Here is a 25,130-nt window from a genome sequence, read left to right as displayed (position 1 = left end):
AACCAGGCTGACCTTGATGTCCCACCCCGACCGTTCCCATGAGGCAGGACCTCCAGCGGAGGCTGCAGCCATCCGCATGGCCGTGCTCCCCCAGCTTCGGCACTGGATTGCCGTGCCCGTCATCGCAGCAGTCCTGATTGTGGCAGGCGGACTGGCGCTGAGGTTCAGCCCGGCATTGACGTCAGCGGACATGTCCGTGGACGCCGAGCTGAGCCATGACCACACCGCACCCCTGACCGGCATGGCGATGTTCATCAATGTGGTGTTCAGCCCGGCGGGCGGGGTGCTGATGATCGCAGCCCTGTGCCTCTATCTGCTGCTGGTCCGCCGCAGCCCCGTTAACGCCGTCGCCACGGGCCTGGTTGCGGCCGGCGCCTGGGTGAGCAGCGAATTGTTCAAGGTGCTGGTGGCCCGGCACCGCCCGGACTCGACAGCCCTGTACAACCCGCTCATCCCGGAGCCGGGAACGGACAGCTTCCCCAGCGGGCATGTGGCGCTGGCTTCCGCGCTGGCCATTGCCGTCTTTCTGCTGGCCCGCGGCACCAGGTGGCAGCGGGCGGCTGCCGTCCTCGGAATCGCCGTGGCGGTCCTCGTGGCCTTCTCCCGTGTTTACCTCGGCGTGCACTACCCCACCGACGTCACGGCATCCTTCCTTACCGCAGCTACCGGAGCCGCGTTCCTGACCGGCCTGTGGAACCGCTTTGGGCTGTCACTGCTGGCCCGGGTCCCGTTCCTGGCAAAGCTCGGCCCCGTCCCGGCCCCGCAAGGCTGACCAGCAGCCATGACGGGCTTCATCGACGGCCTCCTAAACGTCAGCCCGCTTGTGGCATATATTGCCGTCTTCTGCCTGGTCTTTGCCGAGGACGCATTGTTTGTGGGCTTCGTGGTTCCAGGTGAGACAGCGGCCGTCCTGGGTGGAGTAGTGGCCAGCCGCGGTGAAGTGCAGCTGGGCGCGATGATGGCCCTGGTGGTCGCTGCCGCCATCATCGGCGACAGCGTGGGCTACGAAGTGGGCAAACATCTGGGCACGCGCATCATGAAGGCAAGAATGCTGCGCCGCCATGCCGGGAGGTTGGAGAACGCGCAGGACTTCCTCCGCCGCAAGGGCGGTTCGGCAGTCTTCCTGGGCCGCTTCACCGCCTTTTTCCGGGCCGTCATGCCCGCCCTCGCGGGCACGTCCCGGATGCCCTATGGCCGGTTCCTTGCCTACAACGCGGTGGGCGGCATGGTGTGGGGCATCGGCTTCGTCCTGCTGGGTTTCCTCGCGGGCAACTCCTACGAAGCCGTTGCCCAGGCAGCGGGCCGGGATCTCGCCGTCGTCATAGCGATCGTGGCGGTGGCAGGGCTCATCATCTGGCACGTCCGGTCACGACGGCGGCGCGACCGGCGGCGTGCGGCCAGCCGGCGGCAGGACTAGGGAGAGCTTGACAGCAACTGTGACCAGTGCCATATTTAAGGCGTGAACCTGTCAGACAGCCGGACAGCAGGACAGCCTGCATTCCGCCCCCTTGCCCGGCTGAGCGCTGCCGAGGCGGTGTTCAACGCCATCCGTGAGGACATCGAGTCCGGCGCGCTTCCGGTGGGAAGCAAGCTCAGCTCGGAGGCAACCCTCTCGCAGCAGTACGGAGTCAGCCGATCAGTAATCCGGGAAGCCCTCCGCTCCTGCACCGCGCTGGGCCTCACGGTCACCAGGACCGGCAAGGGCACGTTCGTCATTGCCAGCAAGGTGGCCAACGACCTCATGCTGGGGCAATACTCGGCGCGGGACCTGACAGAAGCGCGTCCGCACATCGAGGTCCCGGCTGCAGGGCTGGCAGCGGAACGCCGCACTCCGGAGGAGCTCGACGTCCTCCGCGGGATCGTTGCCGCCATGGCCACGGAAACCGATCCGGAATCCTGGGTGGCCCTGGACTCCAGCTTCCACGCCGCGATCGCACGCGCCAGCGGCAACAAAGTGTTTGCCAGCGTCGTGGCTGACATCCGCGACGCTCTGGCGCACCAGTCCGAGACCCTGAACATGGTGGCAGACCGCCAGCATGCCTCCGATATTGAGCACCAGCAGATCCTCGCAGCCATCGAGGCCGGCTCGGCGGAAAACGCCCGCGCCGCCATGGCCCAGCACCTGGAAGCCGTGGGCGTGGCCCTGGACTCCATCCTTAACAACTAGCCGTATCCAACCAAACCTTCCTAGGACTCCATGCCATCCCCCGTGTTTTCTGCTGCCCACACCGCTGCCCCGGCCCAGCTGGCCCTGCCGCAGCACGTCCCGCTGGTGGCCGCCACCCGTGACGGCCTGGTGGAAAGTGTCCACTACGGCTCGGCGATCGCCCTTGCGGCTGACGGTTCAGTGGCGGCAGCCGCTGGGGATCCCCAGACTCCCTTCTACCCCCGCTCTGCGCTCAAGCCCCTCCAGGCAGTCGCCCTGGTCCGCGCCGGCCTTGAACTCCCCGCAGACCTCCTGGCATTGGCCGCCGCAAGCCATTCGGGTGCCGCAGTCCACCGGGACGGCGCCCTGCGCATCCTGGAACTGCACGGACTCGCCCCCACCGACCTGGAAAACAGCACCGACCTTCCCTACGGCACCACCGAGCGTGAGGACTGGCTGCGGAACGGCGGGAACGCCACCCGGATCACCCAGAACTGCTCCGGGAAACACGCCGCCATGGCCGCCACCTGCGCCATCAACGGCTGGTCCGTGCAGGGCTACCTGGATCCCGCCCACCCGCTGCAGCAGCTCGTTACGCAGACCGTCACCGACCTGACCGGCGAGGAGCCGGCCGCGGCGAGCACCGATGGCTGCGGGACCCCGTTGTTTGCCCTGAGCCTGCGCGGCATGGCCCGCGCCTTTGGCCGGATCGCCCAAGCGGCCGCGCACAATGACGCCTTGGATTCGGGAAGTGCGGAGGCCGCCGTCGGGCTGGCCATGCAGCAGCACCCGCACATGGTGGCCGGGGAAGGCCGCGACGTCACCGAACTGATGCGCCTGCTGCCCGGCACCGTGGCCAAGGACGGTTTTGAGGGCGTGCAGCTGGTGGGCCTGGCTGACGGCAGCGCCGTGGCTGTAAAGATTTCCGACGGCGGCGACCGCGCCCGGATGCCGGCCACCGTCCGCCTGCTGGATGCGCTGGGCGTGGACATCGAAGCGCTCACCGGTATCGCCACCGCACCCGTGCTGGGCGGCGGCCACCAGGTGGGCCGACTGTTGGCCACCGATTTTCTTGCCCCTGTTTCCGCATAACCACCGTCCGAACCCGACAACGACGCCCCGTAAGGACCCCATGACCATCACCCAAACCACCGCAGACGTCCGGTCCGAGCACGACCTGCTCGGCGACCGCGACGTACCGGCCCACGCCTACTGGGGCGTGCACACGCTCCGCGCGGTAGAGAACTTCCCGATCACCGGCCAGAAGCTGTCCTCCAACATGCACCTGGTCCGCGGGCTTGCCGCCGTGAAACTGGCCGCCGCCCGCACCAACCGCGAGCTTGGCCTGCTGGACGCCGAACGCGCCGACGCCATCGAAGAGGCATGCCAGGACGTCCTGGCCGGACGGCTTGCCGACCAGTTCGTGGTGGACGTGGTGCAGGGGGGTGCCGGGACGTCGTCGAACATGAACGCCAATGAGGTCATCGCCAACCGGGCGCTGGAAATCCTTGGCCACCCCAAGGGTGACTACGCGCGGCTGCACCCGAACGACCACGTCAACCTCAGCCAGTCCACCAACGACGTGTACCCCACGGCCGTGAAGCTGGGCACCATCTTCGCCGCCAGGGAGCTGCTGGCTGCACTCGAAGAACTCGAGGATGCCTGCGCTGCCAAGGCCATGGAATTCCGCACCGTGGTCAAGATGGGCCGCACCCAACTGCAGGACGCCGTCCCCATGACCCTGGGCCAGGAGTTCGGCAGCTACGCCGTCACCATCGGCGAGGACCGGCTGCGCCTGGCGGAGGCAGAGCTGCTGATCCACGAGATCAACCTCGGGGCCACCGCCATCGGCACCGGCCTGAATGCCCCGGCCGGTTACGCCGCAACGGCCTGCCGGCACCTTGCGGAGGTCACCGGACTGCCGCTGGTGACCGCCGTCGACCTCATTGAAGCCACCCAGGACGTGGGCGCCTTTGTGCACCTGTCCGGCGTGCTGAAGCGTGTGGCGGTCAAGCTGTCCAAGATCTGCAACGACCTCCGCCTGCTCTCCTCAGGCCCCCGCGCCGGCTTCGGCGAGATCAACCTGCCGGCCGTCCAGTCCGGATCGTCCATCATGCCCGGCAAGATCAACCCGGTCATCCCGGAAGTGGTCTCCCAGGTGGCCTACGAGGTGATCGGCAACGATGTCACCATCACCATGGCCGCCGAGGCCGGGCAGCTGCAGCTCAACGCCTTCGAACCCATCATCGTCCACAGCCTCCACAAGAGCATCTCCCACCTGGAAGCAGCATGCCGCACCCTTACGGCCCGCTGCATCCGTGGCATCACCGCCAACACCGAACACCTGCGCCGCACCGTGGAGCAGTCAATCGGCCTGGTCACCGCATTGAATCCCCACCTCGGCTACGCCACCGCCACCGCCATCGCGCAGGAGGCGCTTGCCACCGGCAAGGGCGTGGCTGAACTGGTCCTGGAACACGGGCTCCTCACCGACGCCCAGCTCCAGGAACTCCTGAGCCCCGAACGCCTGGCAAACCTCAGCAAGTAGTCCCAAGTAGTCCCCACATCCCCAAAGGACACTCCCATGACAAATACTCCACTTCCTGACCACGTTATTGATGGTGGTCACGCGCATGCGTCCGAGACCTCCCTGCACGCGGAGGACAAGGGTTACCACAAGAACCTCAAGCCCCGGCAGATCCAGATGATCGCGATCGGCGGCGCGATCGGCACCGGCCTGTTCCTGGGCGCCGGCGGCCGGCTCAACGCCGCCGGCCCGTCCCTGGTCATCGCCTACGCGGTCTGCGGGTTCTTCGCGTTCCTGATCCTGCGCGCCCTGGGCGAACTGGTCCTGCACCGGCCCTCCTCGGGCTCGTTCGTCTCCTACGCCCGCGAATTCTTCGGCGAAAAAGCCGCATTCGTCTCCGGCTGGTTCTACTGGATCAACTGGGCCACCACCACCATCGTGGACATCACCGCCGCCGCCCTCTACATGCACTTCTTCGGCAACTACATCCCCTGGATGGCCGACGTCCCCCAGTGGGCCTGGGCGCTGACCGCCCTCATCGTCGTCCTGGCCCTGAACCTGGTCTCGGTCAAGGTCTTCGGCGAAATGGAATTCTGGTTCGCCCTGATCAAGGTCGCCGCCCTGGTCGCGTTCCTCATCATCGGCACCTACTTCGTCATCTTCGGCACCCCCGTGGACGGCCAACAGGTCGGCATCAGCCTCCTGTCCGACAACGGCGGGATCTTCCCCAACGGCCTGCTGCCCATGATCATCCTCATGCAGGGCGTCCTGTTCGCCTACGCCTCCATCGAACTCGTCGGCACCGCCGCCGGCGAAACCGAAAACCCCGAAAAAATCATGCCCAAGGCCATCAACTCCGTGGTCTTCCGCATCGCCGTGTTCTACGTCGGCTCCGTGATCCTCCTGGCCCTGCTGCTGCCCTTCACCTCCTACCAAAAAGGCGTCAGCCCCTTCGTGACCTTCTTCGGCTCCATCGGCGTCCAGGGCGTAGACGTCATCATGAACCTCGTCGTCCTCACCGCCGCCCTGTCCTCCCTGAACGCCGGACTCTACTCCACCGGCCGGATCCTGCGCTCCATGTCCGTCAACGGCTCCGCACCCCGCTTCGCCTCCCGCATGAACAAAGCAGGCGTCCCCTACGGCGGCATCGCCATCACCGCCACCGTCTCCCTCCTCGGCGTCCCCCTGAACTACCTCGTCCCCGCCGAAGCCTTCGAAATCGTCCTGAACATCGCCTCGGTCGGCATCATCATGACCTGGGCCACCATCGTCCTGTGCCAAATCCAACTCAAACGCTGGGCCGACAAAGGCTGGGTCACCCGCCCCTCCTTCCGCATGTTCGGCGCCCCCTACACCGGCTACCTCTCCCTGCTCTTCCTCATCGGCGTCCTCATCATGGTCTTCATCGACTCACCCCTGACCATGCTCGTCACCGCCATCGCCTCCATCCTCATGGTCGCCGGCTGGTACGCCTGCCGCACCCGCATCCGCCAAATCGCCGAAACCCGCGACGGCTACACCGGCATGTCGCCGGTGGTTGCCAATGCCCCGGCGGAGACCTTCAAAAAGTAGCTGCCCTGAACGACGGCGGCACCCAGGTCCTGGAAATCCAGGAGCCGGGTGCCGCCGTCGGGCGTTTAAGGCAGTGGCTCTTCTACTTTGACGGTTTGACCACCATGGCCGATCCGCCGCCGCGCCTGACCGGCTCGGCTGCCGCTAGTGTCCGGCCGTCCCCCAGGAATTCGATGGCGGTGGCCGCCCCGATCTCCGAGGCGGAGGAGAACGAGTCGCCCGATGGGGTCAGGGTGTGCCCGAAGCGCGACGTCAGTGCTGCGCCGTACTTGTCGATGAACGCCGGCTCAGCAGTGACGGCCTTGGTGTTCCGCTGTGAAGCACGGGGAGCGGCGATGGCGTCCGGGATGCTCATGCCCAGGTCGATGCGGTTGACCAGCGTCTGCAGCACCGTGGTGATGATGGTGGAGCCGCCCGGGGAGCCCAGGGCCAGGAACGGCTTGCCGTCCTCCAGCAGGATGGTGGGCGACATGGACGACCGCGGCCGCTTGCCCGGCTCGATCCGGTTGGGGTCGGCAGGGTCATAGACCGTGGAGAAGTCGGTCAGCTCGTTGTTGAGCAGGAACCCGCGGCCGGGAACCACCATGCCGGAGCCGCCGGTCTGTTCGATGGTCAGCGTGTACTCGACGACGTTGCCCCACTTGTCCGAGACGGTCATGTTGGTGGTGGAGATGTTTTCCGTGTCCTTCTCATCCGCGAGCGCAGCCGGTTTGACCGGGCAGGTGCCGTCGTAGGAGGTGACATCGCCTGCGGTCTTCAAGGGCTTAATAGCCGCGTGCATGGGATCAAGCTCGCAGGCACGCTCCTTGCCGAAGATGGGATCGGTCAGCGCCTTGGTGGGCACCTTCACGAACGCGGGGTCCCCCACGTACTTGGCACGGTCCGCGAAAGCCAGGGCGCTGGCCTCCAGGTAGTGGTGCAGCACGGCGGGCTGGTCAGCCTTGAGGGACGGGAGGTTGAACACGTCCAGGATGTTCAGCGACTCACCCACGGTGGTGCCGCCACTGCTGGAGGGTGCCATGCCGTAGACGTCATAGCCACGGTAGTTCACGTGGGTGGGGTCCTGGTCCAGGGCCTTGTAGTGCTCCAGGTCCTCCTCGGTCATGGAGCCTTTGGGCACAGGAAGCTTGGTGTCCGGAGACTTGGGCGGGTTCTGTACGGTCTTGGCGATCTCCTTGGCCAACGCTCCGTCGTAGAACGCGTCCATGCCCTTGTCTGCCAGCAGCCGGTAGGTGTCTGCGAGGTCAGGGTTCTTGAAGACCGAGCCCACCTCCGGGAGCTTCCCGTTATGCAGGTACAGATCCTTGGTTGAGGTGAAGGCTTCAAACCGTTTCTGGTTGTCCGCCGTCTGGCTCCGGAACGTCTCGTCCACCACGAACCCGCGGTCCGCCACCTGGATGGCGGGTTCCAGCGCCTTCTTCAGGCTGAACTTTCCCCAGCGCTCCAGCGCGCGCTCCCAGGTGGCAGGCGTCCCCGGAACACCCACCGAGACGCCACTGGTGACAAGCTCGGGAGTGAACGGGTAGGGCTTGCCGGTGGCCGGATCGATGAACGCATCATGGGTAATCCCCGCCGGAGCCGTCTCGCGGCCGTCAATGGTGCTGACCTTTCCGGACTTCGCGTCGTAGTAAACGAAATAACCGCCGCCGCCAATGCCGGCGCTGTAGGGTTCGGTGACGCCAAGGGTGGCCGCAGCAGCCACGGCGGCGTCCACCGCGTTGCCCCCGTGACGGAGGACGTCAATGGCCGCCGCTGAAGCTTCCGGGTCCACGGTGCTGACGGCACCGCCGTAACCGGTGGCGGTGGGATTCTTGTCCGTGTGCCGTTCATCGGCGCCCTGTTGGTTGGTGGCAAAAGCAGGACTGATGGCCCCGGTGGTAACGCTCATAGCCAGCGCTGCAGTAACAGCTGCGAGCCGGCCTCCATAATGTGGCATGGTGGCTCCTAATTGGGGATTTGAGTGATGTGGGCCACGCTACTCTTCGGGTAGGGCACACTCAACGGCTCCGGAAAGGCAGAGTGCACCATGGCAGGATCCAAGCTCGCAGTGGTGGGCGCCGGGAGCGTCGGGACGTCGCTGGCGTACGCCGCGCTGATCCGCGGCTCCGCCAGCAGTATCGCCTTGTACGACGTCAACACGCCCAAGGCGGAGGCGGAAGCACTGGATCTTGCCCACGGCAGCCAGTTCGCCGCGGCGTCGGCCACCGTCACCGGCGGCGGGGATATCGCCGTCACGGAAGGCGCCGACGTCGTGGTCATCACGGCCGGCGCCAAACAGAACCCAGGCCAGAGCCGCCTTGACCTGGCGGGGACCAACGTCCGGATCCTCGAGCAGCTGATGCCGCCTCTGCTGGAACGTGCGCCGGATGCTGTCTATGTCCTGGTGACCAACCCCTGCGACGTCCTGACGGTGGCTGCCCAGCGCATCTCCGGGCTGCCACCGGAACGGATTTTCTCCTCCGGCACGGTGCTGGATACGTCCCGGCTGCGGTGGCTCCTGGCCCTGGAGGCCGGGGTTTCCGTTACCAGCGTCCACGCCAGCATGGTGGGAGAGCACGGGGACACGGAGTTCCCGTTGTGGTCCGGCGCCACGATCGGTCCGGTCCCCATCAGGGACTGGACGGTGGGCGGGGAGCGGATCTTCACGCCCGAATACCTCGCCGGCACCGCCCGTGAAGTGGTGCAGGCCGCCTACAAGGTCATCGCCGGAAAAGGGGCCACGAACTACGCCATCGGCCTGTCCGGTGCCCGCATTGTGGAGGCGCTGCTCCGGGACGACAACGCTGTCCTTCCGGTTTCCACTGTGCTGTCGGGGCTGTACGGGATCTCCGGCGTGGCGCTGTCCCTCCCCAGCGTGGTGGGAAGGGGCGGGGTGCACCGTGTCCTGGAAACGCCCATGGACGACGTCGAGCTGGCCGCCCTGCACCATTCCGCGGACACGCTGCGGAACACGATGGACATGCTGGGGGTTTGAGCAGCGGCACGTCATGCAACGCCACCGCAACCCCGCCCGGTGCCTGCTTCACATATGCTCACCTGAGATGTCCACGCTGGCTCGACCACGACTGGCTCAATGACGAACCAACAGGAGTAACGCATGACCAACTGGCGGATCAGGGATTTCCACTCGGCGGACCTGGACGGCATCCTGCACCTGTGGGAGACGCTCAAGGCCCACAACGTCGAACCCGTATACGCCCTGTCCGAGGTCCTGGCATCGTGCGAAAAAGACCATGCGGTGGTTGCGGTGCAGGGCGAGCAGGTGGTGGGCGCCGCTGTGGGACGGGCCGCGCACGACCAGGGCTGGATCGTGTTCCTGGCCACCCTTCCCGAGTACCGCGGCAGGGGCATCGGCACCTCGCTGCTCGCCGCCGTCGAAAACCGGATGGCCCCGCACGGCCTGAACAAGCTCTCCGCCCTGATGCCTGAGTCCGAAACCCGTGTGGAGGCCTTCCTGGGCCGCGGCTTCGCACTCAAGAAAAACCTGCGCTACTTCGAGCGGACCATTCCCGTCCAGCGCCAGGAGCTCGGCGCCCTGGGCCAGCTGGGCGGCCGCGTCCTGGCCCGCGACCTTTGGGAAAACGTTGCCGGCATGCGCAGGGAAAAGGAACTGCTGGAACGGCGCCTGGTGCTGCCGCTCGCCGAGGCGGACCTGGCCGATGAATTCGGCGTGGTGCCGCCGCGCGCCGTCGTCCTTTTCGGGCCTCCCGGCACCGGCAAGACCACCTTTGCCAAGGCCATCGCCTCCCGGCTGGAGTGGCCGTTCGTGGAGGTCTTCCCGTCCCGCCTGGCCGGCGACCCTCAGGGCCTGGCCGGCGCGCTTCGCGAGACCTTCCTGGAAATCGCGGAACTGGAGCACGCGGTGGTGTTCATCGACGAGGTGGAGGAGATCGCTTCCCAGCGCGCCGGTGATCCGCCGTCACCGCTGCAGGGGGTGACCAACGAGCTGCTGAAGATCATTCCCGCATTCCGGGAACAGCCCGGCAGGCTCCTGGTCTGCGCCACCAACTTCATCCGCGCCCTCGACTCGGCCTTCCTGCGCCACGGGCGGTTCGACTACGTCATCCCCATCGGGCTGCCGGACCGGCAGGCCCGGGAGGCGATGTGGCAGCGTTTCATCCCGGCGGCCGTGGTGGATGCCGTGGACGTGGAACTCCTGGTGGAACGTACCGAGGGCTTCTCCCCGGCCGACATCGAGTACGCGGCCCGCAGCGCCTCCCAGCGGGCGCTGGAAAAAGCCGTGTACGACGACGGCGGGCTGGCCTCCGGGGGCGACGTTTCCGTCCGCGCCGCCGTCAGGAAAGGTCCCTCCACCCAGGACTACCTCGACGCCATTGGTGATACCCGCACCACCGTGAGCGCGGAGGTGCAGGCGGACTTCCTGGAGGACATCGAAGCGCTGGGACGGGTCTAGTCCCCGGCTGCTCCGCAGGACGCCTGCAGGGCACCGCATGCAAGGACCTTTGCCCCTTTGCCCGGTTCCGGGCGGACGCCAGAGTAGTGGTCATGGCAAGAATCCTGATCCCGTACGGAACTTCGGAAGGGCAAACGGCCCGCATCGCCGACTACATCTCTGATGTCCTGCAGGCCCACGGGCACCAGGCCGACACGTTGGACCTCAAGCACGCAGACCACGACCTGCCTGACGGCTATGACGGCGTCATAGTGGGTGCTTCCATCCATGCCGGGAAGCACGAGGGCTACGTGGCCGATTTTGTCCGCCGGAACCGGTCCGGCCTGGAGCGCCTGCCGGCCGCCCTGTTCTCGGTCAGCCTCTCGGCGCACGCGGAGCCGGAAGAGGCGGAAAAGTACGTTGCGGAGTTCGAGGACAGCACCGGCTGGCATCCTGACAAGGTGGCGATGTTCGGCGGCGCCCTCCTCTACACCCAGTACGGATTCCTCAAGCGCATGATGATGAAGAAGATCGTCAGCGGCCAGGGCAGCCCGGATACGGACACCGGCCGCGACTACATCTACACGGAATGGGACGGGGTGCGGCGGTTCGCGGAGGAGTTCCTGGTCTACTTGGAGCGGGAGCCCGGGCCGGAATCGTAGCGGAGGTTCTCGTAGTCGGTGTCATCGGCCTCATCCAGCTGCGCGTCGAATTCCTCCAGCAGCCACGGATTGGCCCGAGCCAAAATCTTGCGGACCTCCTCCACCTCCACGGCTGCGTAAAGCACCGGCCTGGCGTCCCGGTACTTTGTCACCGGGGGCTTGTCCGGCCACTTCTCCGCCAGCGCCTGGACGCGTTCGGGCAGGGAGTTGTGCGCATTGTCGGCGATCTTGACCAGGGCGGCGTCATGGTCCCCGGCGATCTCACGGATGCCGGACTGGTAATCGTCGGGGTCGCTGTGCAGGCGGTTGGTGACGCGCTCGATGATGTCCACGGAGCGCTCGGGAACCCCCATGTCCAGCAGGGCCTGCCGTGTCATCGGTGTGTCCTCGGCGATGTCGTGGAGGTAACCCGCGATCCGGATCTCGTCGTCGAAGTCCGCCAGGGCATCCCCGACGGCAAGGACATGGTCCCGGTAGGGCCGCTTCAGCTTGTCCTTCTGCCGGTTGTGGGCAACCTCTGCGAGGACTTTGGCGGTCTCCACCGTGAACCTTGGCGTCCGGGCCTGGGCCGGAATGTGCTCGTCTGACATCTACCAAGCTTAGCCAGCGGCCGGGCGGTCCATCCCGGGCCACACCCAGGGTTCGCGGGGCAACCGTGCCGGGTCCAGGGCCTGCAGTGCGTGGCCCAGCGTTCCGGCGGGTAATCCCAGGGACTCCAGCAGCAGGTTCCGCACGTCGTGGGCACCCACCCCGGCCTGGGCGAGGTCCGCCAGCGTGACCGCTCCATCGCGCTTTGCCAGCCGCAGGCCGTCGCGATTCACCACCAAGGGAACATGCACATATTCCGGGACGGGAATATGCAGGAGCGAGGCGAGATAAGCCTGCCTGGGCGTTGAGGGGAGCAGGTCGTCGCCGCGGACCACCTGGTCTATGCCCTGCGCGGCATCATCCACCACGACGGCAAGGTTGTAGGCGGTTACCCCGTCATTCCTGCGAAGCACGAAGTCGTCCACAGCCCCGGTGAACTCGCCGTGGAGGACGTCCTGGACCGTGTATTCCCGCACATCCGCCCGCAGGCGGATGGCGGCCGGCCGCGTGGACCGCTTGTAGTCCAGTTCCGCCCGGTCCAGGTTGCGGCATGTGCCGGGATAGGCACCCTGCGGAGCATGCGGGGCGGACGGCGCCTCCTGGATCTCGCGGCGGGTGCAGAAGCACTCGTACGTCAGGCCGGACTCTTCAAGCCGTGTGATCGCCGCGGCGTAGAGGGGCCCGCGGTCGGTTTGCCGGACCACATCGCCGTCCCAGGTGATGCCCACTGCCGCCAGATCGCGCAGCTGCACGGCCTCCGCTCCTGCGCGGGCGCGGTCCAGGTCCTCCACCCGCAGCAGGAAGCGGCGTCCGGTGGAGCGGGCGAAAAGCCAGGCGAGGATTGCGGTCCGCAGGTTCCCCACGTGCAGCTCACCGGACGGGCTGGGGGCGAAGCGGCCGGCGGAGGTCATGGATCAACCCTAGACGGAAGCACACAAGAGCCCCTCAGCTACCGATGACTCCGGGAGGCGGGCGTCGGTAGCTCAGGGGCTCTTGCCGTGTTTGCAGAATGAGCGTGGTGTGAACAAGCGTCAATCAGCGGCGGCTTCCTTGCGGGAAGCGGTGTCCAAGTGCCGGGTGGTGTGCCGGGGAAACTGTAGCCTGCGCGGACCAGCGGTAGCTTTTGTCCTTGTTGCCACTATTCCAGCAGAGAACATACAGTTGGGACAATTGGCCCAACTTGAGTTGATCAGTTTGATCAATCCCTGAGGCCAGCAGCAACAGGAAGTGGTCAGATTGCAGGAACTGGACGCCACCGACCGGCGCATCCTGAATGCCCTGGACCAGGATCCGCGTGTCCCCATCATGGTGCTTGCCCAGCGGCTGGGCCTCGCGCGCGGAACCGTCCAGAGCCGGCTGGAGCGGATGACGGCATCCGGCGCCCTCCGCCCCAACAGCAGCCGGGTGCTTCCGGCGGCCCTGGGACGGGGCGTGGCCGCCGCGGTCAGCGCAGCGCTGGACCAGAGCCACCTGAACGAGGCCATCGCTGCCCTGCGTGAAATTCCCGAAGTCCTGGAGTGCCATGCGCCGGCCGGCGATACCGACCTCTTGATCCGCGTGGTGGCCAAGAGCCCCGACGACCTCTACCGGGTGTCGGAGGAGATCCGGCTCTGCCCGGGCATCGTCCGCACGTCCACCAGCATGTTCCTCCGCGAAGTCATCCCGTACCGGACCACCGGGCTCCTGGGGGACCAGGCCGAGTAGGCGGGGACCACAGGGGCACCACTCCCCATCGCCGCGCGGAGGATGCCCCGTTAGGCTGGCACGGAAGAGCCAACAGCGGGGGAGCCAACAGGGGGCAGCATGGCGGGAAACTTTTACGGCGGCGATGTGGCGCAGCTGCGGCAACTCGCCAAGGACCTGGCTGCCGGCGCCAACCGGCTCAACGTCCTGGGGCAGCAGCTCAGCAGCAGCATTGGTTCCGGCCTGTGGAAAGGGCGCGACGGCGACAGGTTCCGCAGCGAGTGGACGTCATCGCACACCAGGCTGCTGAGGTCGGCAACGGCAGGGCTGGAGTCGGCCGCCAGGACACTCCTTGCCAACGCGGACGAACAGGAGAAGGCCAGCACTGGTGGACCGGGAGGACCCGGGTCGGGCGGATCCGGGAGCGGAACCGCCCAGGACCTGACAGACAGACTGAAGGCCATGACCCCGGCCGAGCGGCGCGCCTACCTGCTGAGCGACGGGTTCCGCCAGTGGGCCCAGGCGAACCCGGAGGCAGCCAAAACCGCCATGGACGCCGCGGCGGACTCCGGCCTGATCAGCAAGAACTCCAAGGGCTACCAGGACTTCCTCAATTCCTACTGGAACCGGCAGGCGATGCTGGACATGGGCATTGATCCAGCCGACTGGGACACGTCAAAAGGTACGGAATACAACTGGGAGACCATCACCAAGGTCTACGACTTTTACGGCCAGGCCTACCTTGCCAACCCGGATCTGCAGTGGGCAGGCATGGCCAACATGATTGGCCCGTCCTTCGCCGGCGGATTCCGGGACATGGCCATGCTGCGGGATTTGGCTCAACAAATCACCGACAATCCAGCCTCGGACATCCCCCTTCCCGTCCTGGACCAGCTGGAACAGCTCGCAGGGATGACGGATGCGGAAATCCGCTTTTATGAAACCAGCATGCTGGACATGAACAAGGAAATCTTCCTGGACCAGGCGCGCCAGCACCAGGCGTATCTGAACGGCGGCATCGATGAGATCAACCGCCTTCGCGACTCCGGCGCCATCGACCAGGCCACGGCCAACGCGTGGGCGCAGATCGATTCGGGAGATCCCGACCAGGTCCGTGAAGGAAACACGGCCCTCCTGTACCGCGAGCAGAACGAAATTATCGCGGACGACTACGACAACATGCGCGGCCACCCTGGAGGCGAAGCCGTGACCTATATGGTGACGCTCGCCGGGGAACCCTCCATCCCGGGCGCCAAAAGCTACCCTGAGGTGTTTCCCTACAGTTTCAGCGTGGAAAGCCCCGGTCCCGAGAACATCCCCTTCACCAGCTGGGACAATCCCGCCCAGTTCCGCACCGACTTCACCACGGGCTTCCCCGACGGCAACATCGCCAACGCGGACCAGCGCTGGAACCTCATCCGGCAGGACACCCTCCCCGCTTACCAACATCTTCTGGCCACGGACCCGGACCGGGCGGCGCAGATCATCGGCTCCGACTTTGACGGCCGGGTGGACCAGTACCGTCCCACCAACAACATTCCCGGCATCATGGACCGGTTCCTTGACGGGTTCGACGCGGAGGTCCACCAGTGATTGCGCCCCGCCGATGCGCCGCACCCGGCGAACGGACCGCCGTCGTCATTGCCCTCGTTTCACTCCTTGTCCTGGCCGGCTGCAAAGCGCCAACTCCGGCCGATCCGACCACCGCCACTTCATCTTCTGCAGGGAGCCCCGTGAAAACCTCCGCTTTCTCCACCCTTGACGCCGCCGGCGTGGAAAGTATCCGCACCACCGGGACGGCCCGCCTGGATATGAGCTCGGGACGCCTGGAAAAGGACGCCGTCCGCGTCACCAAGGACAGTTACGGCCCCGAGATCAATACCCGGGGTTCGGGCAAGATCAGCCTCAGCATCCTGGCGCCCAACGGCGAAATAACCGCCGAAACGGACCGGATCCGTTTCAACACCACAGACCGGCGGACGGACTTCAGCGAGGTCACCTACTTCCTCACCGCCAGCTCACCTGACGAGTACTTTGAGCTGATCAGGGACGGCGTGCAGCGCTACGGGATAGCAGCGGAGCCGGCTGAAGAATGGATCAGCAGCACCCAGGCGGATCCTGCTTCCAAGAGCGATTTCTCCATCACGCCGGGAACAGGCACCGGACTGACGGTGAACTACGATCTCCGCTACGACGGCAGCAAGGACACGCAGGTGATCATCGTCCACATTCTGCCTGCCGACTGACTTGCGGACCGCGGGGACCTAGACGGGCGGGCCCGCGTTGGACTTGAGGTTCTTCATGACCAGCGTTGACGTCAGCCGTTCAACGCCGGGCAGCGATGTGAGCTCGGTGTCGTAGAAGCGCTGGTACGCCGGCAGGTCCTCCGCTATGACCTTCAGCAGATAGTCCGGGGAACCAAACAGCCGCTGTGCCTCCACAATGTTCGGGTTGTCCGCCACCCGGTTCTCGAAAATCTCCATGGTGGGGCGGTCCACCTGGCGGAGCGTGACGAAAACGATCGCCTCGAATCCCAGGCCCACCGCCGCGGGGTCGATGTCTGCCTTGTACCCGCGGATCACCCCGGACCGCTCCAGGTCGCGCAGCCGCCGGTGGCAGGGAGCCACCGTCAGGCCCACCTTCGCTGCCAGCGCGGTGGCGGTCATGCGCCCGTCCTCCTGGAGGTACCGCAAGATATTCCTGTCAATCTTGTCTATCACGCAATAAACATACTGCTGTCACCGCGGGGCGGGCGAAAACAGGACAGCACTTATGGCTGGATTCTCCCTATGGTTGCTCCTGAGAGCCCTTCGACAGGAGAAACCCGATGAACCCGCAGTTGTTCCTTGCCTTCCTGGTGGTTGCTGCAGCCCTGGCCTGCACGCCGGGGGTGGACTGGGCCTACACCATCGCGGCGGGCCTGCGGCAGCGCAGTTTCGTCCCCGCGGTTGCCGGGCTCTGCGGCGGATACGTCCTTCACACCGTCCTGCTGGTGGCCGGGCTGGCCGCCGTGCTGGCAGGCATGCCCGGGGTCCTGGGCTGGATTACCCTGGCCGGCGCGGGCTACCTGCTGTGGCTGGGGGTGGGAACCCTCCGGTCCTGGCGCGGCGCGAGCTTCAGCGCGGACGCGCCCGGCGCCGCCGGAATACAGGCCGCCGGAACACAGCTGCGCACCTTCCTGCAGGGGATGGGCACCAGCGGGATCAACCCCAAGGGCCTGCTCTTTTATGTGGCCCTCATACCGCAGTTCGTCAGCTCCGAGGCCTCCCTGCCCGTGCCGGTGCAGTCCGGGCTGCTGGGCATGACGTTCGTGGCACTGGCGGGCCTGGTTTACACGGTGGTGGCCCTGCTCTCGCGCTCCCTGCTGCAAAGCAGGCCCGGCGCCGCCCGGGCAGTAACGCTTGCCAGCGGCATCATCATGGTGGCACTGGGGGCCGTGCTGCTCGGCGAGCAGCTGGTGCCGTTCCTGGCCGGCCGCCCCCAGTAGCCGGTCCGGGTTCCTACTCTCCGCCGAGTTCCTTCCAGTCCTGCTCCCAGATCCGCCGCATCTCCTCATCCTTGCGGATGGGCGGCGGCGCCTCGAGTTCGCGCTGCGGTTCCGGGTCCCCGCGCCGGCGTCCCCAGTCGCGGGGATTCAGCGACCGCCGGCCCGATTCCAGCACGAGCAATGCCCGGTCCGTCAGCGCGTCGTTGCGGAGCACAAGGTGTGTCTTGCGGCGGCGCAAAACTTCGGCGATGGCCTGGTGCGCAGCCTCCAGCCGGCCTTCACGCCGCAGGGCACGGGCGCGGACCAGCAGCAGGGCAGCGGAGAGATCGTCCGCGTTCAGCAGCCCCTCCGTCCAGTCAATGACCGTGCGGCTTCGTCCCAGGGTGAGGGCCAGCGAGCAGCGCGCCAGGGCCATGGGAAGCGATGGCGGCAGCCCGCCCAGTGCGTCGAGCGCCGCTTCGGTGCGGCCCGTCTCGCGCAGCGCATGGGACAGGGCGAGGAACACCGATTCCTCGCTGAACAGCACGGGGATCTCCACCCGCTCGGCCAGTTCGATCCGGGTGACGATACGGGTGAGGTAGGTCGATGAGTAACGGTTGGCTTCGTCGTCATTGCGGGTGGCGAGCCCCCGTTGCAGGAGTTCCGACGCCCGCAGGTAGCCGCCGTGCTTGTACGCCAGGAGCCCGCCCATGAGGTAGCAGAGCCCCGCCCACCCGGGGTAGGCGCGCGCCAGGGTGATCAGGCGCTCCGGTTCGTGGCTGGTGAAGACGGCTTCATGAACCGCCTTGGCAGGCTTGGGCAGCAGCCGCTTGAGCCGCGGCACCTCGCCGTCGATGGAGAGCAGGGCAGGGTTGCGGCCGCCGAGGACGCCGGTCAGCAGGCCGCCCACTCCCCCGGCAAGGTCGTGGACAGGGGTGCGCAGCTGGGCCTGCCCGAACGGTGTGAGGTCGCGGTGGTCCCAGTAGATCGGTGCGGTCTCCCCGGCGCTCATCTTTCCATGCTAACCGGGAGGGATCTCCGGCTTCCCCGCCATGAACCATTCAGTAAAGGAGCGGGCACGGCCGGATCCATCAAACCTGATCACCCACAGATTGTCGTACGTGGGCCTGCCGCCCGAGTAGGTGGTGAGGCCCTGGACAAAGGCGGTGTCGCCGTCGCACCCCAGCAGTTCCCAGCTGAACGTCCAGTCGGCCGGCTCGTCACGTGCCGCCAGCCAGCCCTGGACGATCCCGTCCTGGCCGCGCCAGGGTTCGGGATCATGGGGACGCGTCTCGTAGAGCGCGTCCGGGGCAAACAGGTTGCGGATGTCATCGGCGCCGTTGCTGGTCCAGGCAGCCTGGTATTTTTCCATCCAGGCGTGGACATGGTCCCGGGCTGAAGCTGGCTGGGTCATACCTTGGTTGTACCCGGGCAGGGTCCGGGGCGCAATGGACTCAGCCGTTGGCGGCGGCGATCCACACACCAATGACCCAGGTGCTGGCGGCAAGGCAGGCCAGCCCGAACTCCGCGAGCATCCCCAGCCCGGTGGCCTTCAGCGCGGCCCAGCTGGACTTCGCCGCCGTCGAAAAATTCCGAGTCCGGAGGAACTCGCTGGCCAGCAGCCCGGCCGCGAAACCAACGAAGAGGCCCACCACAGGGATGATGAACATCCCCACCACGCCCGCCACGAGGGCCACCACAATGCTGCGGCTGGGAATGGCATGCTGCTTGAGCTTCCTGCCGGTGAGGACGGCACCCGCCGTCATCCCCGCGGCGACAAAGATCATGGCCACCGCAAACACGACCCACCCCGCAGACCCGGCGCCGCCCCAGATGGCCCACGCCAGCAGGCTCACGCCAATGAGGACGCTGCCTGGCAGGACGGGAATGATGGTGCCGGCCACCCCCACCAGGATCGCCAGGCCGCACAGGATGGTCACCACGGTTTCGGAGCTCATGGACTTCAGTCTAGGGCCGGCCCTTAACGCCCGACGGCGGTGCCTCCTTCGGGGAAGGAGGCACCGCCGTCGTGGTTTCTGCCGGAAAGGGGATTTACTCCGCTTCCACCGCCGCGGCGACGGCCGCGGTGACCGCCGGTGCCACGCGGGGATCCAGCGGGCTGGGGACGATGTAGTCGGCCGAGAGGTCCTCGGCGGCGAGCCCGGCGATGGCGCGCGCCGCTGCGAGCTTCATGGCCGGGGTGATGCGGCGGGCGCCGGCGTCGAGGGCACCGCGGAAGATGCCGGGGAACGCCAGGACGTTGTTGATCTGGTTGGGGAAGTCGCTGCGGCCGGTGGCCACCACGGCGGCGTACTTTACGGCCACCTCGGGCAGGACTTCGGGATCCGGGTTGGACAGGGCGAACACGATGGCGTCCTGGTTCATCGATGCCAGGTGCGCCTCGTCCAGCTTCGAGGAGGAGACGCCGATGAAGACGTCGGCACCGGCCAGCGCTTCAGCAGGTCCGCCGGTGATGCCGCGGGGGTTGCTGCGGCCGGCGATGTCGGCCTTCTTGCTGTCGGGGCTGGCAGCGAGGTCGGCGCGGCCGCTGTTGATGACTCCGCGGGAGTCGAGCAGGACGACGTCGGTGATCCCGGCTGCGAGCAGGATCTCGGCGACTGCGATCCCCGCCGCGCCGGCGCCGGACACCACCACCTTCAGGCCCTCGAGGCCGCGGCCGGTCACCTTGGCGGCGTTGGTCAGCGCTGCCAGGGCCACGACGGCGGTTCCGTGCTGGTCGTCGTGCATGACCGGGCAGTCAAGGGCTTCGATCAGCTTTTCCTCGAGCTCGAAGCAGCGCGGGGCGGAGATGTCCTCAAGGTTCACGGCGCCGAAGCTGGGGCGCAGGCGGACCAGGGTTTCCACGATCTCGTCCACGTCCGTGGTGTTGAGGACCAGGGGGATGGAATCAAGGTCGCCGAAGGTCTTGAAGAGGGCGGACTTGCCTTCCATGACCGGCAGCGAGGCGCTGGCCCCGATGTTGCCCAGGCCCAGGACGGCAGTGCCGTCGCTGACCACGACCACCAGGCGCTCGGCCCAGGTCAGGGTGCGGGCCAGTTCGGGCTTGGCGTGGATGGCCCGGCTCACCTCGGCCACTCCGGGGGTGTAGGCGATGGACAGGTCCCGCTTGTTGGACAGCGGAACAGTGCTGGTGACGGAGAGCTTGCCGCCCTGGTGGGCCGTGAAGATTTCGTCTTCGGTCAAGGCCGTGGCTGCTGAATCGTCGGTGGCTGTGATTGCGTCAATGGACACGTCGTTGTCTCCTGGTGCTGGCCGTGGGCACACGGCACATCGGGAACCGGGCCCTCCCGGGCCCAGGCGTGGAAGGTAGTGCGACAGGAAACCCAAGGGTGGCGGGTCCGCGGGAACGCCGGGGATGTTTCCGCCCTGCCGCTCCTGTGCCCCAATGGTAGGCAGGCCCGAAAGGGCTGCCGGGTCCTGCTTGACACAGCTTTAGCCTGACAAAACGTTTATGCAGGACGATTTGTGATCCAGATCACGGCATTATGGCGTATTTAATTGCCTTTTGGTCTAGACCAGTTACGCCGACCGGGACACTGTGAAGCCCGCCTCGGCCCCGGGGGACAGCCGACCGCACGCCTTTTTCAGGTCCTCCTCGGCTTCGAAGAGGGACAGTCGCCGGTTCCGGACGGACTGGACCAGACCAGTGACGGTCAGGAGGAGGACCCTGGCTCCCACGGCGTCGCCGCAGGCACCCGCAACGAGCTTTTCGCTGAGTGCATCAATCTCGCGCAGGAGTGCGGTGGTGTCCTTGTCCGGGTGGTACACGCCCCGGCTGAGGCATTGCTCCACCGCGGGCTGCATGACGCGCATGTGGAAGATTTCCATCAGCAGGCCGGACAGCGCCCGGCCCCGGAAGCGCGGCGACGAGCCCCGGGAACCGGCCTGCAGCTCGTCCAGCTGCTGCCGGTACAGCGCCAGCATCAGGTGGGTGGGGGACGGAAAGTAACGGTAGAGGGTTCCCAGTGGCACGTCCGCTTTTTCTGCGACTTCGGAGAGTTCCACGGCGTCAAGACCCGTGCGGGCGAACCCTGCGGCGGTGTCCAGGATCCGCGTGTAGCGGAGGCGCTGGCGTGGAGCGGAAGGCCGGGCGGCCATGGGCGGATGGTCTGAAAAAGTCTCGGGCATCAGCATTCCGGGGTTGTGTCGTAGGGACTGCGGCCAGGAGCGCCCCCACTTCCGTACCGCCCTGCAGCCCGGTTCAACTATACGGCACAGGCGTGTGCCCTAATTAGTCAGCGGCCTTAGTTTCGGGCACCGGCAGGTCAGTCGACGCCCTTGATTTTCACCACGAAAACGGCACCCAGCAGCCCGATGGCAGCCGCCGTGAGGAACAGCGTCCGGTAGCCACCCCAGTAGGCCACGGCCAGCAGCGCCAGTCCCGGGGCAACCACCTGCGGCAGCGAGTTGGCCACGTTGATGATCCCCATGTCCTTGCCGCGGCTGACGGCGAACGGCAGGACCTGGGTCAGCAGCGCAAAGTCCACGGCCAGGTAGGCGCCGAAACCGACGCCCAGGACGGCGGCGCCGGCGAGCGCGCCGGGCCAGACGGGAAAGAAGGCCATGATGGCTCCGGCCATGGCGATTGTGGCCGAGGAGGCGATGACGAACGGTTTCCGCCTGCCCACCCGGTCACTCCAGGGACCGGCCACCACCGCGGTGGCCATGACCATCACCGCGTAGATACCCGTCAGGACCAGAACCCCCGCGGCAGGATCCTCATGGCCTATGACGTCACGCAGGAAGAAGAGCAGGTAGACGATGGTCAGCTGGTTTCCCACGTTGACCAGGAAGCGCGTGAGCCAGGCCCAGGCGAAATCCGGGTGGCGCCGGGGACTGATCCAGAAACCCTTGAGGAAAACCCTGGGCCGGAAAGCCTCCAGCCCGGACTTGGGCAGGGCGGGATCATTCCGGTGGAACAGGTACGGCAGCACGGACACCAGCACGGCGCCCGCACACAGCCAGTAGCCCACCATGAAGTTGCCGGAGACCACTGCCCCGAAAACCGCGCCAGTGAGGATGCCAAGGGTCTGCCCCATGGCCGCGAGTCCGCCCACTCCCCCGCGCTGGATGACGGGAACCCGGTCCGGGACGGCGGCGGTAATGGCCGCGTACGCGGCATTTGCACCCAGCTGCACCAGGCACCAGAAAAGCACCATCAGGGCCACCGCGGCAGAGAAGGACATGGCCAGCAGCGCCGCCGTGGCCAGGACTGCCCCGGCCAGCACCCACGGGGCCCGCCGGCCGAACCGGGACGTGGTCCGGTCCGAGAGGGCACCGAAGAGGGGGTTGGCCACCAGCGAAACCCCCGCACCGCAGGCCGTCACCAGCGAGAGGATGGCTTCCTTGGAAGGCGCATCAATGCTGATGGCCTGCTGGCCGATGAACACGTTGATGGGACCGAAGAACGCCGCGTTGATGCCCACGTTCACCAGCACCAGGCCGGTGACCCAACGGGCGGTGACCTTCTGCACCGGCTCGGCGAGCGCCGCCGTCGCGGTTTTGCCTGCGGCATCATCCGGCGGCGCGGGCGTGTTGAACGGACTCATTGGCGTGCTCCCCCTGGTGCGGCCGGCTGGCGGTGGAATCAGACTATCGTGGGCGGTACCGGGCCACCGGGCACGCGGCGGTCAACGCCGCCCGGGGGATCACGTTGCCGGGTAACAAATTGCCGAGTATCGAGGAGAACCAGATGAGCGCACCCACCCCGACCGAAGGCACAGCGGTCAATACCGCCGACCTCTACGATGAGCGCGGCGACGAGCTGGCGTCCGTCTCCCTGCAGTTCCAGTCCCTGGGTGGCCGCTCGCACTTCAGCGGCCCGGTCCGCACCATTCGCTGCTTCCAGGACAACGCCCTGGTGAAGTCCACGCTGGGGTCACCGGGGAACGGGGCGGTCCTGGTGGTGGACGGCGGCGGATCGCTGGGCACGGCCCTGATGGGGGACATGATCGCCGAAAGCGCCGTGGCAAACGGCTGGGCCGGCGTCGTCATCAACGGCGCCATCCGTGACCGGCTGGCGATCGCGGACCTGGACCTTGGCGTCAAGGCCCTGGGCAGCAACCCCAGGAAGAGCCAGAAGGCGGGGGCCGGCGAGGTTGACGTGGATGTGGTGATCGACGGCGTGACCTTCCGCCCCGGAGCCATCGTCTGGTGCGATCCGGACGGCATCCTCGTGGAGCGCCAGCAGGAAGCCCGGCAGGGCGGGGAATAAAAACAACGAGTAAGATAGTTACTGAAAGCAACTATCGCTGCTTATATCTTTTCCTTCCCCTTGGAGCACCCATGTCCAAAACCACTGCCGCGCCCGGCCCCGGAGAAACCCTGACGCAACGCCAGATCGTCACCGTGATGGTGGGCCTGATGCTGGGCATGTTCCTGGCATCCCTTGACCAGACCATCGTCTCCACTTCCATCTACACCATTGCCAATGACCTGGACGGGCTCTCCCTGCAGGCGTGGGCCACCACCGCGTACCTGATCACCTCCACGGTCAGCACCCCGCTGTACGGCAAATTGAGTGACATCTTCGGACGCCGCCCGCTGTACCTGACCGCGATCCTCATCTTCCTGGTGGGCTCGCTTTACGCCGGCTCGGTCCACTCGATGACCGAACTCGCAGTTGCCCGCGGCATCCAGGGCCTTGGCGCCGGCGGCCTGCTGGCCCTGGCGCTGACCATCATCGGCGACATCGTCTCGCTCAAGGACCGCGCCAAGTTCCAGGGCTACTTCATGTCCGTGTTCGGCATCTCCTCGGTCCTGGGCCCGGTGGTGGGTGGGGCATTCGCCGGCTCGGCGAACATCCTCGGTTTTGACGGCTGGCGCTGGGTCTTCTTCATCAACATTCCCATTGGCCTTGCCGCGCTGACGGTGGTGTTCCTGTTCCTGCACCTGCCCGCCAAGCACCTGAAACAGAAAATCGACTACTGGGGCGCCGCCGCCATCACCGTGGCCATCGTTCCGCTCCTCCTGGTGGCTGAGCAGGGCCGCACGTGGGGCTGGACCTCCGTGAACTCTTTCCTCTGCTACGGCCTGGGTGTGGTGGGCATTGCCTGGTTCCTGCTGGCGGAGAAGCGCGCCGGCGACTACGCCTTGATCCCGCTCCGGCTCTTCCACAACATCACGTTCGGACTGTCCTCGCTGCTGAACTTCATCATCGGCATCGGCATGTTCGGCGCAATCGCCATGCTTCCGATGTACCTCCAGCTGGTCAAGGGCCTCACCCCCACCGAGGCCGGCCTGATGATGATCACCTTCACCGTGGGCATCCTGTTCGGCTCCATCACCGCCGGCCGCACCATCTCGGCCTCCGGCACGTTCCGCATCTTCCCCATCATGGGTACCGGCATCCTGACCGCCGCCGCCCTGGTGATGGGCTTCTCACTGGCAGTGGACACCGAACTCTGGGTCCCCGGACTCATCGCCGTCTTCTTCGGCGTCGGCCTGGGCTTCTGCATGCAGCCGCTCACCCTGGCCATGCAGACCTCGGTACCGCCGCGGGACATGGGCGTGGGAACCTCCTCCGCAGCGTTCTTCCGCTCCATGGGCGGCGCCGTGGGCACCGCCGTCTTCATCTCCATGCTCTTCAGCATGGCGGCAAGCCGCATTGCCGACGGCATGAAGGCCGCCACCACGGACCCGGCCTACCTGGCCGTCCTGAAGGACCCTGCCGTCGCGTCGGACCCTGCCAACGCCAAGCTCTATGAATTCTTCAAGAACGGCGCCTCGAACGACTCCCTGAACGACACCAGCTGGCTGCATACCGCCAACAGCACCCTCACCAGGCCCATCACCGAGGGCTTCGCCACGTCCATCGACACCGTGATGCTGACGGCCGCGGCGCTCACCGGCCTGGCGTTCCTCATCAGCTTCGCCCTTCCGCGGAAGAAGCTGACCGACCAGAAGGCATCCCCGCAGGACAAGGACAGCATGGAGATTCCGGCGCACTAGCCCGTAAGCGCACGGGTGGGACGACGACGGCGGCACAGCCCGCCGTCGTCGTCCTGCGTTAACGGGGCAAACGGCGCCAAGTGGAACCTCGGGCGGTGACGTGCCACACTGTTTAGCGCGTG

The 25,130-nt window shown here is 66.5% G+C and carries 25 protein-coding genes; 15 read left to right on the top strand and 10 right to left on the bottom strand.

Going from position 1 to position 25,130, the window contains the following annotated elements:
- Positions 1-16 precede the first annotated feature (16 nt).
- The 6 genes from AC6JAM_RS09625 to AC6JAM_RS09600 are packed head-to-tail and all read left to right on the top strand — an operon-like array spanning position 17 to position 6,245.
- Positions 17-772, top strand: coding sequence for a phosphatase PAP2 family protein (locus tag AC6JAM_RS09625; RefSeq protein WP_144601525.1), 756 nt, complete (start codon positions 17-19; stop codon positions 770-772).
- 9 nt (positions 773-781) lie between these two features.
- Positions 782-1,417, top strand: coding sequence for a DedA family protein (locus AC6JAM_RS09620; protein ID WP_018771936.1), 636 nt, complete (start codon positions 782-784; stop codon positions 1,415-1,417).
- 42 nt (positions 1,418-1,459) lie between these two features.
- A complete protein-coding gene (locus tag AC6JAM_RS09615; protein ID WP_497934534.1) occupies positions 1,460-2,167 on the top strand; it encodes a FadR/GntR family transcriptional regulator in 708 nt (235 codons plus the stop codon).
- Positions 2,168-2,197: 30 nt separating this feature from the next.
- Positions 2,198-3,238: an asparaginase gene (locus tag AC6JAM_RS09610; RefSeq protein ID WP_497934533.1), complete on the top strand. Its 1,041-nt coding sequence runs from the start codon at positions 2,198-2,200 to the stop codon at positions 3,236-3,238.
- A 40-nt stretch (positions 3,239-3,278) separates the two neighbouring features.
- Complete coding sequence (locus AC6JAM_RS09605; RefSeq protein WP_497934532.1) at positions 3,279-4,694, top strand: aspartate ammonia-lyase; 1,416 nt, start codon at positions 3,279-3,281, stop codon at positions 4,692-4,694.
- Positions 4,695-4,730: 36 nt separating this feature from the next.
- Positions 4,731-6,245, top strand: a complete 1,515-nt coding sequence (locus tag AC6JAM_RS09600) for an amino acid permease (RefSeq protein WP_497934531.1) — start codon at positions 4,731-4,733, stop codon at positions 6,243-6,245.
- An 82-nt stretch (positions 6,246-6,327) separates the two neighbouring features.
- Here the strand turns inward: AC6JAM_RS09600 and ggt are convergent, their stop codons facing one another.
- Complete coding sequence (gene ggt / locus AC6JAM_RS09595; RefSeq protein ID WP_497934530.1) at positions 6,328-8,181, bottom strand: gamma-glutamyltransferase; 1,854 nt, start codon at positions 8,179-8,181, stop codon at positions 6,328-6,330.
- A gap of 90 nt (positions 8,182-8,271) precedes the next feature.
- On the opposite strand from ggt, the gene AC6JAM_RS09590 reads away from it, so the two are divergent.
- From AC6JAM_RS09590 to AC6JAM_RS09580, 3 genes are all read left to right on the top strand, one after another.
- Positions 8,272-9,219, top strand: coding sequence for an L-lactate dehydrogenase (locus AC6JAM_RS09590; protein WP_018769713.1), 948 nt, complete (start codon positions 8,272-8,274; stop codon positions 9,217-9,219).
- A 123-nt stretch (positions 9,220-9,342) separates the two neighbouring features.
- Positions 9,343-10,659 carry an ATP-binding protein gene (locus tag AC6JAM_RS09585; RefSeq protein WP_018769714.1) on the top strand — a complete coding sequence of 439 codons (1,317 nt, stop codon included), beginning with the start codon at positions 9,343-9,345 and terminating at the stop codon, positions 10,657-10,659.
- Positions 10,660-10,751: 92 nt separating this feature from the next.
- A complete protein-coding gene (locus AC6JAM_RS09580) occupies positions 10,752-11,300 on the top strand; it encodes a flavodoxin domain-containing protein (RefSeq protein WP_495635012.1) in 549 nt (182 codons plus the stop codon).
- Here the strand turns inward: AC6JAM_RS09580 and AC6JAM_RS09575 are convergent.
- Positions 11,267-11,890, bottom strand: coding sequence for an HD domain-containing protein (locus AC6JAM_RS09575; RefSeq protein WP_018769716.1), 624 nt, complete (start codon positions 11,888-11,890; stop codon positions 11,267-11,269). The two genes, AC6JAM_RS09580 and AC6JAM_RS09575, sit on opposite strands and share 34 nt — an antisense overlap.
- Positions 11,891-11,899: 9 nt before the next feature.
- Positions 11,900-12,799 carry a tRNA glutamyl-Q(34) synthetase GluQRS gene (gene gluQRS / locus AC6JAM_RS09570; RefSeq protein ID WP_144601176.1) on the bottom strand — a complete coding sequence of 300 codons (900 nt, stop codon included), beginning with the start codon at positions 12,797-12,799 and terminating at the stop codon, positions 11,900-11,902.
- 325 nt (positions 12,800-13,124) lie between these two features.
- Here gluQRS and AC6JAM_RS09565 point away from each other — a divergent pair, with 325 nt between their 5' ends.
- The 3 genes from AC6JAM_RS09565 (at position 13,125) to AC6JAM_RS09555 (ending at position 15,817) form a co-directional block, all read left to right on the top strand.
- Positions 13,125-13,592: an Lrp/AsnC family transcriptional regulator gene (locus tag AC6JAM_RS09565; protein ID WP_208324269.1), complete on the top strand. Its 468-nt coding sequence runs from the start codon at positions 13,125-13,127 to the stop codon at positions 13,590-13,592.
- Positions 13,593-13,691: 99 nt separating this feature from the next.
- Entirely contained in the window at positions 13,692-15,164 is a 1,473-nt protein-coding gene (locus AC6JAM_RS09560; protein WP_497934529.1) for a WXG100 family type VII secretion target, read from the top strand.
- 140 nt (positions 15,165-15,304) lie between these two features.
- Positions 15,305-15,817 carry a hypothetical protein gene (locus tag AC6JAM_RS09555; protein ID WP_442781092.1) on the top strand — a complete coding sequence of 171 codons (513 nt, stop codon included), beginning with the start codon at positions 15,305-15,307 and terminating at the stop codon, positions 15,815-15,817.
- Positions 15,818-15,835: 18 nt separating this feature from the next.
- Here the strand turns inward: AC6JAM_RS09555 and AC6JAM_RS09550 are convergent, their stop codons facing one another.
- A complete protein-coding gene (locus AC6JAM_RS09550; RefSeq protein ID WP_268002191.1) occupies positions 15,836-16,291 on the bottom strand; it encodes an Lrp/AsnC family transcriptional regulator in 456 nt (151 codons plus the stop codon).
- A 107-nt stretch (positions 16,292-16,398) separates the two neighbouring features.
- Between AC6JAM_RS09550 and AC6JAM_RS09545 the strand changes: the two genes are divergently transcribed.
- A complete protein-coding gene (locus AC6JAM_RS09545) occupies positions 16,399-17,058 on the top strand; it encodes a LysE family translocator (RefSeq protein WP_018769722.1) in 660 nt (219 codons plus the stop codon).
- A gap of 13 nt (positions 17,059-17,071) precedes the next feature.
- Here AC6JAM_RS09545 and AC6JAM_RS09540 read toward each other — a convergent pair whose 3' ends face one another.
- The 6 genes from AC6JAM_RS09540 to AC6JAM_RS09515 form a co-directional block, all read right to left on the bottom strand.
- Positions 17,072-18,049, bottom strand: a complete 978-nt coding sequence (locus AC6JAM_RS09540) for a hypothetical protein (protein WP_497934528.1) — start codon at positions 18,047-18,049, stop codon at positions 17,072-17,074.
- Positions 18,050-18,058: 9 nt separating this feature from the next.
- Positions 18,059-18,451 (bottom strand): nuclear transport factor 2 family protein, encoded by a 393-nt coding sequence (locus AC6JAM_RS09535; RefSeq protein WP_268002193.1) that lies wholly within the window; start codon positions 18,449-18,451, stop codon positions 18,059-18,061.
- Positions 18,452-18,491: 40 nt separating this feature from the next.
- On the bottom strand, positions 18,492-18,995 hold the full coding sequence (locus AC6JAM_RS09530; protein ID WP_018769725.1) for a DUF456 domain-containing protein: 504 nt from the start codon (positions 18,993-18,995) through the stop codon (positions 18,492-18,494).
- A gap of 94 nt (positions 18,996-19,089) precedes the next feature.
- On the bottom strand, positions 19,090-20,289 hold the full coding sequence (locus AC6JAM_RS09525; protein WP_142070184.1) for an NAD(P)-dependent malic enzyme: 1,200 nt from the start codon (positions 20,287-20,289) through the stop codon (positions 19,090-19,092).
- Between the two features lie 288 nt (positions 20,290-20,577).
- Complete coding sequence (locus AC6JAM_RS09520; RefSeq protein ID WP_134164906.1) at positions 20,578-21,186, bottom strand: TetR/AcrR family transcriptional regulator; 609 nt, start codon at positions 21,184-21,186, stop codon at positions 20,578-20,580.
- A gap of 137 nt (positions 21,187-21,323) precedes the next feature.
- Positions 21,324-22,607 (bottom strand): MFS transporter, encoded by a 1,284-nt coding sequence (locus AC6JAM_RS09515; RefSeq protein ID WP_497934527.1) that lies wholly within the window; start codon positions 22,605-22,607, stop codon positions 21,324-21,326.
- A gap of 143 nt (positions 22,608-22,750) precedes the next feature.
- Between AC6JAM_RS09515 and rraA the strand changes: the two genes are divergently transcribed.
- Together rraA and AC6JAM_RS09505 are read left to right on the top strand one after the other, a co-directional pair.
- Positions 22,751-23,272 carry a ribonuclease E activity regulator RraA gene (rraA, locus tag AC6JAM_RS09510; RefSeq protein WP_268002194.1) on the top strand — a complete coding sequence of 174 codons (522 nt, stop codon included), beginning with the start codon at positions 22,751-22,753 and terminating at the stop codon, positions 23,270-23,272.
- Positions 23,273-23,343: 71 nt separating this feature from the next.
- Positions 23,344-25,008, top strand: coding sequence for an MDR family MFS transporter (locus AC6JAM_RS09505; protein ID WP_497934526.1), 1,665 nt, complete (start codon positions 23,344-23,346; stop codon positions 25,006-25,008).
- The last annotated feature ends 122 nt before the right edge of the window (positions 25,009-25,130 follow it).

The sequence above is a fragment of the Arthrobacter sp. GmRoot5-12 genome (assembly GCF_059739365.1).
The sequence above is the reverse complement of the archived record's forward strand: the minus strand, read 5'-3'. Positions and strand labels throughout refer to the sequence as shown.